The 13,141-nt window shown below is 36.1% G+C and carries 11 protein-coding genes and 1 riboswitch; of the genes, 6 read left to right on the top strand and 5 right to left on the bottom strand.

Annotated elements, in window-relative coordinates; translation table 11 throughout:
- Nucleotides 1-179: 179 nt before the first annotated feature.
- Nucleotides 180-1,382 carry a YbfB/YjiJ family MFS transporter gene (locus tag D8M03_RS04790; protein ID WP_121213633.1) on the bottom strand — a complete coding sequence of 401 codons (1,203 nt, stop codon included), beginning with the start codon at nt 1,380-1,382 and terminating at the stop codon, nt 180-182.
- Between the two features lie 184 nt (nt 1,383-1,566).
- Between D8M03_RS04790 and menC the strand changes: the two genes are divergently transcribed.
- The 5 genes from menC (at nt 1,567) to D8M03_RS04765 (ending at nt 6,253) form a co-directional block, all read left to right on the top strand.
- Nucleotides 1,567-2,673: an o-succinylbenzoate synthase gene (menC, locus tag D8M03_RS04785; RefSeq protein ID WP_121213632.1), complete on the top strand. Its 1,107-nt coding sequence runs from the start codon at nt 1,567-1,569 to the stop codon at nt 2,671-2,673.
- A 159-nt stretch (nt 2,674-2,832) separates the two neighbouring features.
- On the top strand, nt 2,833-3,873 hold the full coding sequence (locus D8M03_RS04780; protein WP_121213631.1) for a YkvI family membrane protein: 1,041 nt from the start codon (nt 2,833-2,835) through the stop codon (nt 3,871-3,873).
- 74 nt (nt 3,874-3,947) lie between these two features.
- Nucleotides 3,948-4,667 (top strand): FG-GAP repeat domain-containing protein, encoded by a 720-nt coding sequence (locus D8M03_RS04775; protein WP_245987453.1) that lies wholly within the window; start codon nt 3,948-3,950, stop codon nt 4,665-4,667.
- A gap of 63 nt (nt 4,668-4,730) precedes the next feature.
- Entirely contained in the window at nt 4,731-5,108 is a 378-nt protein-coding gene (locus D8M03_RS04770; protein ID WP_121213629.1) for a hypothetical protein, read from the top strand.
- Nucleotides 5,109-5,236: 128 nt separating this feature from the next.
- Nucleotides 5,237-6,253, top strand: coding sequence for a S66 family peptidase (locus D8M03_RS04765; RefSeq protein ID WP_121213627.1), 1,017 nt, complete (start codon nt 5,237-5,239; stop codon nt 6,251-6,253).
- Between the two features lie 261 nt (nt 6,254-6,514).
- Here D8M03_RS04765 and D8M03_RS04760 read toward each other — a convergent pair whose 3' ends face one another.
- Together D8M03_RS04760 and D8M03_RS04755 are read right to left on the bottom strand one after the other, a co-directional pair.
- Nucleotides 6,515-6,931: a universal stress protein gene (locus tag D8M03_RS04760; protein ID WP_121213626.1), complete on the bottom strand. Its 417-nt coding sequence runs from the start codon at nt 6,929-6,931 to the stop codon at nt 6,515-6,517.
- A gap of 11 nt (nt 6,932-6,942) precedes the next feature.
- Nucleotides 6,943-8,364, bottom strand: coding sequence for a SulP family inorganic anion transporter (locus D8M03_RS04755; protein WP_121213624.1), 1,422 nt, complete (start codon nt 8,362-8,364; stop codon nt 6,943-6,945).
- Between the two features lie 111 nt (nt 8,365-8,475).
- Here D8M03_RS04755 and D8M03_RS04750 point away from each other — a divergent pair, with 111 nt between their 5' ends.
- Nucleotides 8,476-9,030: a recombinase family protein gene (locus D8M03_RS04750; RefSeq protein WP_121213622.1), complete on the top strand. Its 555-nt coding sequence runs from the start codon at nt 8,476-8,478 to the stop codon at nt 9,028-9,030.
- A 319-nt stretch (nt 9,031-9,349) separates the two neighbouring features.
- On the opposite strand, the gene D8M03_RS04745 is transcribed toward D8M03_RS04750, so the two are convergent.
- Nucleotides 9,350-10,713, bottom strand: a protein-coding gene (locus D8M03_RS04745) for an IS3 family transposase (RefSeq protein ID WP_121213621.1) whose coding sequence is annotated in 2 segments (ribosomal slippage) — nt 9,350-10,245 and nt 10,245-10,713 — 1,365 coding nt in all. Because the reading frame shifts where the segments join, the coding sequence is not laid out codon by codon here.
- 299 nt (nt 10,714-11,012) lie between these two features.
- Entirely contained in the window at nt 11,013-12,794 is a 1,782-nt protein-coding gene (gene thiC, locus D8M03_RS04740; protein WP_121213619.1) for a phosphomethylpyrimidine synthase ThiC, read from the bottom strand.
- A 125-nt stretch (nt 12,795-12,919) separates the two neighbouring features.
- A riboswitch (TPP riboswitch) is annotated at nt 12,920-13,034 on the bottom strand.
- Nucleotides 13,035-13,141: the final 107 nt, after the last annotated feature.

The raw sequence follows: 13,141 nt of genomic DNA, 5'->3' as shown, positions 1-13,141 counted from the left end.
CCTTCAAAAACTATGTATGACACTAACATAACAGAAAAAGGTAACAAAGCATATTATGGTGCTGTTTAGGCATTATCAGTTGGGGTAGAGGTTTTTTGTTTAATATGGAGTAGAGTATAGGAAGAGAATTCATTGCATCTTATACACTAAAAAACAGTTGCTCTAAATTAGAACAACTGCTAAGACAGTGAAGAAGGATTATTGGATATTTCTGTTATTGTTGCGGGTTGTTTTCGATCATTTAACCCTTTCCCAATAAGTAAAATGGCTAAACCAAGGACAACAATTATCCCCGCAAATGCTAAAGGAGCTTTGAAACTATTAAAATAGGATTCAAATTTACTTGCAAAAATAGGTCCAATAATTTGTCCAAGGGCGTATACAGTAGTGAGTGCGGAAACAACTGCTCCACTTTGCTTTGGAAAGAGCTCGCGAGCATATCCTGTTGAAAGTGAAACGATACCGATAAACGTAAAGCCAAACAAAAATGCAGATAAGAATACACTCCATGCCGTTTGGAAAAATACCGGTAGTAATATCCCGAAAATTTGTAGGATATATGCTATAGAAAGAACTCTAACTGTAGAAAATTTAGAAATCAGCATACTCCAAATAGGGGAAGCAATAGCTGCCGCAATTCCCGTTACAACCCAGCTATAGCCGGCAAATTGACGCAATCCTTCAATATTGTAAATAATATCAACTAAGAAAGTTCCTGTTATGATGTATCCAAGACCTTCAAGACCATAAGCTAAAATTAGCCAAGGCATAAACCCCTGAAATATTTTTGTATCATTTGATTTTTGAACTTTTTCATTATCCTTTATGGAAACTTTTCTCCATAACACAATGGTCGTAACAAGAAACAGCGCAGATAGAATTCCTAGGCCAATCCAAGTGCCCTCCCATTGATAGAACATTTCAATAAACGGTACAAGTAAACCTGATAGAGCAATACCAAATCCAATACCTGTAAATAAAAATCCTGACCATTTTGTTAAAAAATGAGATGCCAAGTAATCCATCAAGATGCTTGAAGTAAGAACAAAAATATATCCTCCTGTAGCACCAGCGATAAAACGTAAAATAATCCACAGCCAAAACGAGTGCGTAAAGCCCATAAAGAAAATAGATGCTACATTTAATAGTACATTTAACAATAAGATATTTTTTTTATTTCGAAAAACAAACCCTGCACCAAGAGCCCCAACAAAGTAGCCAATGTAGTTACTTGAAGCAAGATAGCCACCTGTTTCAAAGCTAAGTCCTTCATCAATTCTCATAAATGGTAAAATCGGTGTAAAAGCAAATCGACTAATCCCCATGGCTACCGCCAATAACAATAATCCCCCAATAAGCACCCCTAAGTGTTGACGAGTCATATAACAACCCCTTCAAATATCTATAAATTTAGAAAACTTTGTTTATAATTTTAACATTCTAAAATTTGGAATCAAGATTAATATTATTAATTAGAACTTGAATTATTCTACACTTCATTTGATTACATCGAGAAAAAGTGGTGCAATAGTTGTAGAAACAAACAATAGAGAAGAGGAAAATCCATTGATTATAAAAGAAGTTATGATACGGCATTTAAAAATGCAGTTAAATAGCCCGTTTTCCACAAGCTTTGGCACAATTACAGATAAAGAATTTTTACTTCTAGAAGTAAAGGACGAACTTGGAAGAATCGGCTGGGGTGAGTCGGTTGCCTTTGTTGCCCCTTGGTATACTGAAGAGACTCTAAAAACGACTTGGCATATGCTAGAAGACTTTCTAATTCCCCTCATATTAAATAAAGAAATTAAACACCCTGATGAAGTGGGTAGGTTATTTGCGACAGTTCGTAAAAATTATATGGCTAAGTCTGCAATTGAAGGAGCAGTATGGGATCTTTATGCGCAATCAAAAAATCAATCTTTAACAGAAGCTCTTGGTGGGAATAAGGACAAAATTGAAGTTGGGATAAGTATTGGCATTCAACCAACAATTGAGCAACAAATAGCCGTTGTGAATCAAGCAATCAAATATGGTTATAAACGAATTAAAGTAAAGATAAAACCAGGTTGGGATGTAAATGTTATACGAGCTCTAAGAGAGGAATTCCCAAATCTCCCGATGATGGCTGATGCAAATTCTGCCTACACTTTAAATGATGTTGATTTATTAAAAGAATTAGACAAATACAATCTTATGATGATTGAGCAACCTTTAGCTCATGATGATATTATCGATCATGCTATTTTACAAAAACATATAAAAACGCCAATATGCTTAGATGAAAGTATTCAATCTTTAGAAGATGCTAGAAAAGCCATTGAATTAGGCAGTTGTAAAATTATCAATATTAAAATTGGACGTGTTGGCGGAATATCTGAAGCAAAAAGAATTCACGATTACTGTGAAGACAAAGGGATCCCGGTATGGTGTGGGGGTATGTTGGAATCAGGTATTGGACGAGCACATAATATAGCGCTAACTACACTATCGAACTTCTCATTACCTGGTGATACAGCAGGATCTAGCCACTATTGGAAACGAGATATTATTCAACCAGAAGTGATTGTTGAAGATGGGTTTATTAATGTTCCGAAAAAGAGCGGAATTGGTTATGAACCCGATTTAGAAGTAATTCATCATTATACTGTTTCAAGTAAAGTATATAGATAGAAAAAATCCGAGAGTGCATTTTTCGACTCTCGGATTTTTTAGGTCCACCATGCAAGTAATAGAAAATACCTAAAACGCAACGTATGAATAAAAAAAGAAATCATATCCATAAAGTAAGGGCTTTTTTTAGAATTTCTAAATTTGGAAATGAGGGAATGAGTGAAAAAGAGTTTTCAAATTGGTGCCGCCTTTGTTGGTCTTGTAGTAGGTGGCGGCTTCGCTTCTGGACAAGAGATTATGCAATTCTTTACTGGCTTTGGTTTGTACGGGATATTAGGAGCAATTATAGCCACCATTGGATTTGCCTTTTTAGGTATGAACATTGCTCAGTTAGGCTATGAATTACAAACTACATCCCACAAGGAAGTTGTATATCATATTGCTGGTCGCCCATTTGGGACAATCTTGGACATTTTAATCACATTTTTCTTATTTGCTGTAACAGTAGCAATGTTTGCGGGTGCTGCATCCACCTTTAAACAAATTTTTGGTATTGACCCATATTTCGGAAGCTTATTTATGGCAGCAATTACTGTTTTTACTCTCATGTTAAATGTTAATAGTATTATTAATGTCATCGCAGTTGCCACGCCTTATTTATTCATCGTAATGTTACTGATTGCCATATACTCCATTTTTACAATGGATCTATCACTCGCTGAACAGTCCGCGCTTGCACAACATCAATCAACCGCAGCACCGAATTGGTTAATGGGTAGTTTTCTTTATGTTTCGTATAATCTCGCCACAAGTGTTGCAATGCTAACAGTCATTGGAAGTACCGCGCACAGTAGAAAATCAGCAGGAATGGGCGGAATCATCGGAGGTATTTTATTAGGGTTTTTAATTTTAATAATTAACGGTGCAATGTTTGCCAAAATGGACATCGTTTCTGGTGTTGATATGCCGATTCTTGAAATTGCAAAAAGTCTCCATCCAATAGTGGGGATATTAATGGCTATTGCTTTACTTGGAATGATTTATAATACGGCAGTTGGACTTTTATATTCATTTATTATTCGTTTTGTCTCACCAAAAGATGATATTTATAAGCCAACTGTTATTCTTGTTGGCGCGGTTGGATTTATAGCGAGCTTTGTTGGCTTTACAACATTAGTAGGAAAAGTTTACTCACTAATGGGATACTTAGGATTTGCACTTATGTTAGCGATTATTATTTCTTGGATTAACAGACGTTAATTATCCCTCGAAGGCACCCTTTTCTAAAAAAGTGCATTAACTATGGAAAGAACCTTCAGAAAAGGGGAATGGTTATGAATAATATGTTTCCATATATGCAATTTATCGTTGCAAGTAAGATGGGAGACGTCACAGGTGATGGGATTCCAGATTGGATTTACTTGACTGCATTAAAACAAGATCCAAATAGCCCGTATTGGGTAAATATTACGTTGCATATTAAAAATGGACGAACAAATCAAATAACGACTTTACCACTTACTGAAAATCAAGGTTATAATCCTACAATCTGGTTAGGGGATTTCACTGGTAATGGTGTAAACGATATCCTTGTAGTCATCGACTCAGGTGGAAGTGGAGCAATAATTTTTGGCTATGTATATTCCTATATAAATGGAAGAATGACAAATATTTTTGATTCTATTCGCTTTAATGAACAACATCCATATACAGTGAACTATGCAAATAATTATAAAGCGAATGTAATTAGCGAAACTCCTCATAAAAAATACACAATAGATCTTCAGTATAAAGGTCAGGAATATTTAAATGAAATTTATCATCCAGATGGTACGTTAAAAAAACCAATTGAAGGTTGGGTTGATCCAATAAGTGGACTTTATCCAATTGATATTGCGAGAAATGGTAAATATTATTTACAAACTCTCCAGCTCATCGCAGGTCAGTATCATGCAGATGGATTAGGTTTGGTTGAAAATTTATTGAATTGGAATGGTTCTCAATTTGATATTGTGCGTCAGACAGTTGCAATTTATGGGGAAGATTTAAAATAACTTCGCGTATAACCTCTTTAAAACAACACAAACTACCTCTATCAAGTTTAAGGAGGTTATTTTGTGAAGAAGTTTTTAGCAATTCCTTTTGCATTTCTTTTAGCAGGTGTTCTAGCTGCTTGTGGTATGACAGATAATGCAGGTGAAAATGATAATGGTGTTATAGACGAAGATTTATCAGATATGAACGACAATGCAGATTTAAACAATGGCATTGAAGAAGATGGTGCACTAGATGGTACCTTAAATAATGATGGAGCTATAGAGACAGAAGATGGAATGGGAACAAATAATAATGGTAATACAAATGGTACTATGAATGGTACAGGTGGAGACGCTACTGGTGTTCCTGACACTGGTGCAGGTACTGGTGGAATGGGCACTGGTGGTAATGTAACAGATGAAAATGTAAATAGTGATGATCACAACCGAAAAAAATAAAGAAATAATTTAATTAAAACTGTAGTTATGCTCAATGAAAATTGAGTTGAACTACAGTTTTTTTCATTCTAAATAAAGGGATAACTCAGTATCTTAAAGAAAGAGATATTAGGAAGTGGGGGAATTACATGATTACATATCCAGTATTAACAGAGCCAGTAAAAATTGGAGTAACTGCACCATCTGCGGGATTACATTTTGATCAGTATTCTTTACTTGAAAGAGCAGTAGAGAGAATGATTAATAAAGGATATAAAGTAGAGATAGGCAATACATGCTGGACACAATTTAAAGGGAAATCGGCTCCAGCAAAAGTTAGAGCGGCTGAATTAAATTTAATGTTACATGATGACACCATTCAATTCATTTTTCCTCCCTGGGGTGGCGAATTATTAATTGAGATTTTAGAGTATGTTGATTTTGATTTGAAAAAACCAAAATGGATTTTAGGATACTCGGATACAAGTGTTTTACTCCTTGCTATGACAATAAAAACAGGACTAGCCACTGCTCATGGAGTTAACCTAGTGGATTTAAGAGGAATACGCTCAGATTCAACTACCGCTATGTGGGAAGAGGTTTTACATACAAAACCAGGTGAAGAAGTAATTCAATATCCATCAGAAAAATATCAGTTATATTGGCAACATAATATCGAAACCGATTGGATTTATCACCTTACAGAACCTACAAAGTGGAAAACTATTACCAATGAGCCGATGTATATAAAAGGTCGTTTATTAGGTGGTTGTATTGATGTAATACGACATTTAATCGGTACGCCATATGGTGATGTTCGAAACTTTCAAAATCAATTTATTCAAAATGAACCAATTATTTGGTACTTTGAAAATTGTGAACTAAACGTTACAGACTTACGGAGATCCTTAGTACAAATGAAGCTAGCAGGATGGTTTGATAATTGTAGTGGTATTCTTTTTGGTAGAAGTGGAGCCAATGAGAAAATGGGAGATTATCATGTAATGGATGTTTATCTCGAACTTGCAGAGGAGTTAAACATTCCGATTGCTTACGACATCGATTGCGGACATATGCCACCACAACTCACATTTGTAAATGGAGCTTATGCAGAAGTTAGAGTATACCATACAGGGGGAAGTATGGTTTTGCAGAAGTTCATTTAATTTGATAGTAGCAATAGCACTTGTAAATTGGACAAGTTAAGAGGGGATACTTTGTGCATTTATAGATGTAGAAATTCGAGCAGCAATAGAGAATAAAAAAGCATTCCTAAAAGATTAGGGTTTGTATATGGAGTTACGCTTAGAAAAGCGGAATGATTATACGATCATAATGTGGATCACGCTGTTTAAGGTATTTTAAAGAGTGAATGGTTAGAAAGGAGTTGTCTGAAAAGTCATTTTTGAGACAACTCCTTTTGTGTCTTATTTAACTATTAGCGCTGGGCAGTTAACACGCTTCATTACCTTGTGACTTACACTACCTAAAACCATCTCTTGTAACCCATTTAGGCCACGACTTCCAATGACAACTAATTCAACTTGTTGTTCATTTGCGTAGCGGACAATCTCTGGACCAGGAGTACCTCTTAAAATTTTTACTTTATATGTTACATTTGCTTCTCGAAGAAGTTGTTCTACGGGAGCGATCTTTTTACGGCGTTGCAATTCTAACGCTTCACTTGAGGATGAATGTAACACGTCAGATTTTGATTTCTCAAAGTCTGCAACATAGACAACTTCTATCATTCCATCAAAACATGTTGCAATTTTTATCGCTTCCTTCGCTGCGCGGATTGCATTTTCAGAACCATCTGCAGCCAATAAAATATGTTTATACATCGAAATCCCCCCTATATCCCTTGTAATTTTGAAACCAGTTCCTTACTTGGAGCATCTAATTCCGCTACATCTACGTCTATTCCTTTTTCTCGCAATAATTCTTGTACTTTCACTAATGCACCTACACCCGATTCGTCCCAAATGCGGCAATTAGAAAAGTCTAATTGGATTTTTGTACGATTTATTTCATTGTATTTAAAATAATCCACAAAAGAATCGGTCGAGGCAAAGAATAATTGGCCGGAAACAAAATATCGGTTTCCTTCTTGTTTTATCTTCACAGAAGAAATTTTAACAACAAAGAATACAGCACTTAAAATAACCCCTGCTATAACGCCTTTTGATAAGTCATGTGTCCAAACAACAATGACAACGGTTGTTAACATAACAATGGCATCAGTTCGAGGTGCCTTTACTAAATATTTAAACGAACTCCAATCAAATGTACCGATACTTACCATTACCATAATGCCGACTAATACGGGCATTGGAATTTTTACAACTAGCTCACCTAGAACCATAATTAAAAAGATTAAAAATAACCCGGCAATTAGTGTAGATAATCGGCCACGGCCTCCTGATTTAACATTGATGACTGATTGACCAATCATTGCACATCCTGCCATTCCGCCAAAGAAACCATTGATCACATTAGCAATACCTTGACCGCGAGCTTCACGGTTTTTATTACTTTCTGTTCCTGTCATGTCATCTACAATTTGTGAAGTTAATAAAGATTCTAATAATCCTACTATTGCTAGTGAAATGGAGACTGGTAAAATGATTCGCAATGTTTCTAAGTTAAAAGGAACGTCTGGAATGATGAAGGTTGGTAATGTTTGTGTGATTGTTCCTAAATCCCCAATTGTTCTTAACTCCACACCACTATAAATTGCAATGACAGATAATAATACAATTGCGATTAATGGAGCTGGTATCACTTTAATAAATCGTGGTAGTGTGTATACAAGTATTAAAGTGAGGGCAACAAATACATATGTCATAGTTGAAATACCGATAAAATGCGGTACTTGGGCCATAAAAATTAATATCGCAAGGGAATTAACAAAGCCGAGCATGACAGCATTCGGAATAAACTTCATTAGTTTTGCAATTTTTAATATACCTAAAAGAATTTGTATAAACCCTGTTAAAATAGTTGCGGCAAATAAGTATTGCAAACCATAATCTCGAACTAATGGTGCTATTACAAGTGCCATCGCGCCAGTAGCAGCGGAAATCATTCCGGGACGGCCGCCAGCAAATGCAATAATTACCGCTATAATAAATGATGCATATAATCCTACCATTGGATCAACGCCTGCAATGATTGAGAAGGCAATTGCTTCAGGGATAAGTGCGAGTGCTACGACAATACCTGATAAAATATCGCCACGCACGTTGCCAAACCATTGTTGTTTTAAACTTTGCATGGTAATCTCCTTTATATATTCATTTGTTTTTATACGAATAAAACCTTGATTATCATAACACTTAAATTCCTAAAAAGGAACCTTTTTGGGAATGGTTTTAGGAGCGATAAAATGATTTATGGGTATATGAGACCTTTATATAATGATAAGCAATGTTTGGACCAGCTAAATTCGTTAAAACCAGTTTGTGACAAAATATTTCAAGAAGAGCACGGTGCACCCAAAAAACGAACAGAGCTGGAATCGTTACTAATGCAATTAAAAGCTGGGGATGTCATTTTAGTGCAAAGAATGTTCGCGCTTGCTGACACAACAAGTCATTTATTTGAATTACTAAAATTATGTGAAAGAGATCAAGTGACCATACAGTTCTTACTAGAAGGGATTGTCACAAATGACAAATTACCGTTTAACCTCACTGAACTGGTAAAGGAGTTTTTAAGTTTCCAATCGGACATCGTAAAACAATCAACCACTTTAGGGATTGCCGATGCAAAGGCGCAAGGCAAGTCTATTGGCCGACCAAAAAAATCCAATGATAACGTGAAAAAGGCAATATCCATGTATTACTCTGGAAACTACACACTTCTGGACATTAAAAATGAAACAGGCATTAGCAAATCAACACTTTATCGATATTTAGAAGCAGTTGAAGAAAAAGAATAGTATCTATTTGATAAAAGGGACTAAAGGTATGTTGAGAGAGTGGGGATACTCGTAGCCTTTCTTGCAGGAGTGAGGGATATAGTTGAATTAACTTGCATGATGAACACCAAACTAGCAATGAAATTTGGGTGTAGTGACTTTCATAGAGGTTATGAAGGACAAATTAGCTGATGATGTGACCCCAAAAAGTTAGACACGAATATTTAATTAGGTTCGATCAATTGTATAAGTTAGACCACTTCCTGCCAAGCCATTTTTTCCGAAGCGTAGCGAGGAAGAAATGGCTTGGCAGGTCGCGGCTCGCTTCGCGCTCTAACGATTAAGCAGCGTATTGGGTATGAGTTCGATATTGGACTGGACTCATACCTTTTAATTTCGCCTTAATTCGTTTGTTATTATAGTACTCGATATACTTTTCTAGTTCTAATTTAAAATGCTCGATACTCTCAAACTCTTTAAGATATAAAATTTCTGATTTCATTATTCCAAAGAAATTCTCCATTACAGAATTATCGTAACAGTTCCCTTTACGAGACATACTTTGAGTAATCCCTTTCTCTTGTAACGTCTCACGGTATTGTTTCATTTGATAATGCCATCCTTGATCAGAATGCATTAGAAGTTGGTGGTCTTCAGGTAGCCGTTCTAGAGCTTGATCCAACATATCCGAGACAAGGGAATACGTCGGTCTTGGGCCGATTGTATATGTAATAATTTCTCCGTTAAATAAATCTAGAACAGGTGAGAAATAAAGTTTTTCTCCGAAAAGCTTAAACTCCGTAATATCAGTTACCCATTTCTCATTTGGTTGTTCCGCTGTAAATTCGCGATTTAAATGATTAGGCGCAATCTTACCAACAGTTCCTTTATACGAGCGATATTTTTTCATTCGTACCAGACACTTCAATCCTAACTCTTTCATGATTCGTTGCACTTTTTTATGGTTGACCTTTTGCCTACGATTTCTTAATTCATCCCGAATGCGACGGTATCCATATCGCCCTTCATGTTCGTCAAAAATTGCTTTAATTTCTCTTTTTAAGTCTGCGTCTGGATCTGGTTTTCCCATTTGTTTTACGTGATAATAGTAGGTGCTTCGTGGGAGATCGGCTCGCTTTAACAATTCTTTCACTGGAAATTCATTCCTTAATTCATAGACTATTTGTGCTTTGTCTTGATTGGTGATGATGTTTTGTGTTGAACTAAGGCATTCAGCTTTTTTAAATACTTAACTTCCATACGTAGTTGTTGTAACTCTGCTTGTAACTCTTCCACTGAAACTTCTGTAACTGAATCTTTATTTTTCTCGTTTATTTTTTTGTTCATGGATGACCGCTCCTTAGTCTCTAACTGAAAGGCCACCAATCCCTGTTCTTCGAGTTGATTTCTCCAATTAAAAATACTGGTAGGAGAAGCGATATTAAAAATCGCTGCAGTTTCCAATAGGGATGTGCCGTTTTCAATCATAAAGTTTAATACATCCAGTTTAAACTGTTGTGTATAACTTGTACACGGCCTAACAAATGCCTCAACCCCATTGTATTCATAACGTTTCACCCACTGATTGATTTTTCTGTAATCCATCCCCAGCTCTTTAGCAACTTCCCTATAACTCTTAGTACTATTTAAATACATCATAACAGCTTGTAATTTTTGTTCATCAGTAAATTTGGATTTAGCCATAAAAAGACACCTCAATTGTTAGTTTGCGTGTCTAACAAATTGGGTGCAGTACACTGATGATATTGATTGAAGTGTCTTTCATAAGCAGGATGAACGACAAATCACAGCGAAATTTAATTGTAGTGTCTTTCATACGGTTGATAAACGGCAAACCAGCAAAGAAAATTGATTGAATTAACTTTCATATGCTGGATGAAAGCGAAAACTACTGTGAAACTAGATTGAAATCTTTCTCATCCACCTAATATTCAACAAATACATTAAAAGACTTGGCCGCTAAACCAAGTCTTTTAAAATACTTATTGATAAACACTTCCGCTAGATTTTTTAAATTCCTCTGCTTTTTCTTGCATACCTTTTTCGATAGCTTCAGCAGTATCTAAATTATTCTCTTTTGCGTAGTTTCGGATATCTTGTGAGATTCTCATACTACAGAACTTTGGACCACACATCGAGCAGAAATGTGCGGTTTTTGCTCCTTCTGCAGGAAGTGTTTCATCGTGATATTCCATCGCACGTTCTGGGTCTAATGATAAGTTAAATTGATCTCTCCATCTAAATTCAAAACGGGCTTTTGATAAAGCGTCATCTCTAATTTGTGCTCCAGGATGACCCTTTGCTAAGTCAGCAGCATGAGCAGCTATTTTATAAGTAATAACTCCTTCACGAACATCATTTTTATTCGGTAGACCAAGGTGTTCCTTTGGTGTTACGTAGCAGAGCATGGCTGTACCGTACCACCCAATCATGGCTGCCCCGATAGCAGAAGTAATATGATCATATCCAGGGGCAATATCTGTTGTTAACGGTCCTAATGTATAAAAAGGTGCTTCCTTACATAATTCTAGCTGCTTATCCATGTTTTCTTTTATTAAATGCATTGGTACGTGTCCAGGTCCTTCAACCATCACTTGTACATCATGTTTCCATGCGATTTCTGTCAATTCACCTAAAGTTTCTAACTCCGCGAATTGTGCTTTATCGTTTGCATCTCGGATGGATCCAGGACGTAATCCATCACCTAGAGAGAATGCAACATCGTAGGTTTTCATAATTTCACAAATTTCTTCAAAATGTGTATAAAGGAAGTTCTCTTTATGATGGTATAAGCACCATTGAGCCATGATTGAACCACCACGAGAGACAATACCTGTCAGACGATTTGCTGTTAAAGGAATATAATGTAATCTTACTCCAGCATGAATCGTGAAGTAATCTACACCTTGTTCTGCTTGTTCAATTAAGGTGTCGCGGAAAATTTCCCATGTTAAGTTTTCTGCAATACCATTTACTTTTTCTAGTGCTTGATAAATAGGAACCGTACCAACTGGGACAGCTGAATTACGAATAATCCATTCGCGTGTTGTATGGATGTTTTTACCAGTTGAAAGGTCCATTATCGTATCTGCACCCCAACGAGTAGCCCAGGTCATTTTTTCTACTTCTTCTTCAATTGAAGAAGAGACAGCTGAATTCCCAATATTTGCATTAATTTTTACGTGGAAATTGCGTCCAATAATCATCGGTTCTGTTTCAGGATGATTAATATTAGCTGGAATGATTGCTCGACCACTCGCAACTTCATTTCGTACAAATTCCGGGTCCATATTTTCTCTAATTGCGATAAACTCCATTTCAGGGGTAATAATGCCTTTTCTTGCGTAATGAAGTTGTGTAACATTTTTTCCTTTCTTTGCTCGTAATGGTTTGCGTTTTAAACCTGGGAACACCTTTTGATTTGCACGAGGGTCATTGATATCCTTAAAACCATTATCCTCTGGTTTGATTTTCCGACCTTCATACTCCTCTACATCCCCACGCTCAAGTATCCAGTTATTTCGAATAGCAGGTAAACCTTTTGTAATGTCTACCGAATAATTACTATCCGTATAAGGACCACTCGTATCGTATACACGTACAGGTGCATTTTTTTCATCACCGAAACTTCCTGTAGTAGGACTTAGTGAAATTTCACGCATTGGTACTTGAATATCAGGACGTGAACCACTAACATATACTTTTTTACTTCCTGAAAAGCTAGACATAATGGAAATACTTTCGTTTAATGAGGTTTGTGACATTTGACCAATCTCTCCTTTTGAAATAAAGGACAAGACCTAGATAGTAGTGGATGAAAAAACGAAGTACATAAAAAAGCCGGACCCTAAAAAAAGGTAGGACCCGGCTAAAAATGTAGAAGTTCGTATTAATAGCTTTCTAACTTCCCCACGCTGGTATAATCCAGATCAGGTCCAAAGAGTCAAGAAACTTAAACGCGTTTCTTTCTCAGCCCAAGCTATTGGGCACCCCTAGTTATTTCGATTATTAAATTACAACGTTAGTATACATGAACATTTTTCGAAAGAGAAGGGAGTTTTGTCCTGTATTCTCATAAATTATAATAAAATTCAGAAATCCGCTATAATGG

This window comes from Ureibacillus endophyticus (genome assembly GCF_003628435.1).
Classification (GTDB): Bacteria; Bacillota; Bacilli; order Bacillales_A; family Planococcaceae; genus Ureibacillus; species Ureibacillus endophyticus.
This window is presented reverse-complemented; position numbering and strand designations above follow the sequence as displayed.

Excerpts from the sequence above, each read along its gene's own strand:
- D8M03_RS04790 (WP_121213633.1), bottom strand. The coding sequence starts at position 1,382 with ATGACTCGTCAACACTTAGGGGTGCTTATTGGGGGATTATTGTTATTG.
- D8M03_RS04775 (WP_245987453.1), top strand. The coding sequence starts at position 3,948 with ATGAATAATATGTTTCCATATATGCAATTTATCGTTGCAAGTAAGATG.
- D8M03_RS04765 (WP_121213627.1), top strand. The coding sequence starts at position 5,237 with ATGATTACATATCCAGTATTAACAGAGCCAGTAAAAATTGGAGTAACT.
- D8M03_RS04760 (WP_121213626.1), bottom strand. The coding sequence starts at position 6,931 with ATGTATAAACATATTTTATTGGCTGCAGATGGTTCTGAAAATGCAATC.
- D8M03_RS04755 (WP_121213624.1), bottom strand. The coding sequence starts at position 8,364 with ATGCAAAGTTTAAAACAACAATGGTTTGGCAACGTGCGTGGCGATATT.
- D8M03_RS04750 (WP_121213622.1), top strand. The coding sequence starts at position 8,476 with ATGATTTATGGGTATATGAGACCTTTATATAATGATAAGCAATGTTTG.
- thiC (WP_121213619.1), bottom strand. The coding sequence starts at position 12,794 with ATGTCACAAACCTCATTAAACGAAAGTATTTCCATTATGTCTAGCTTT.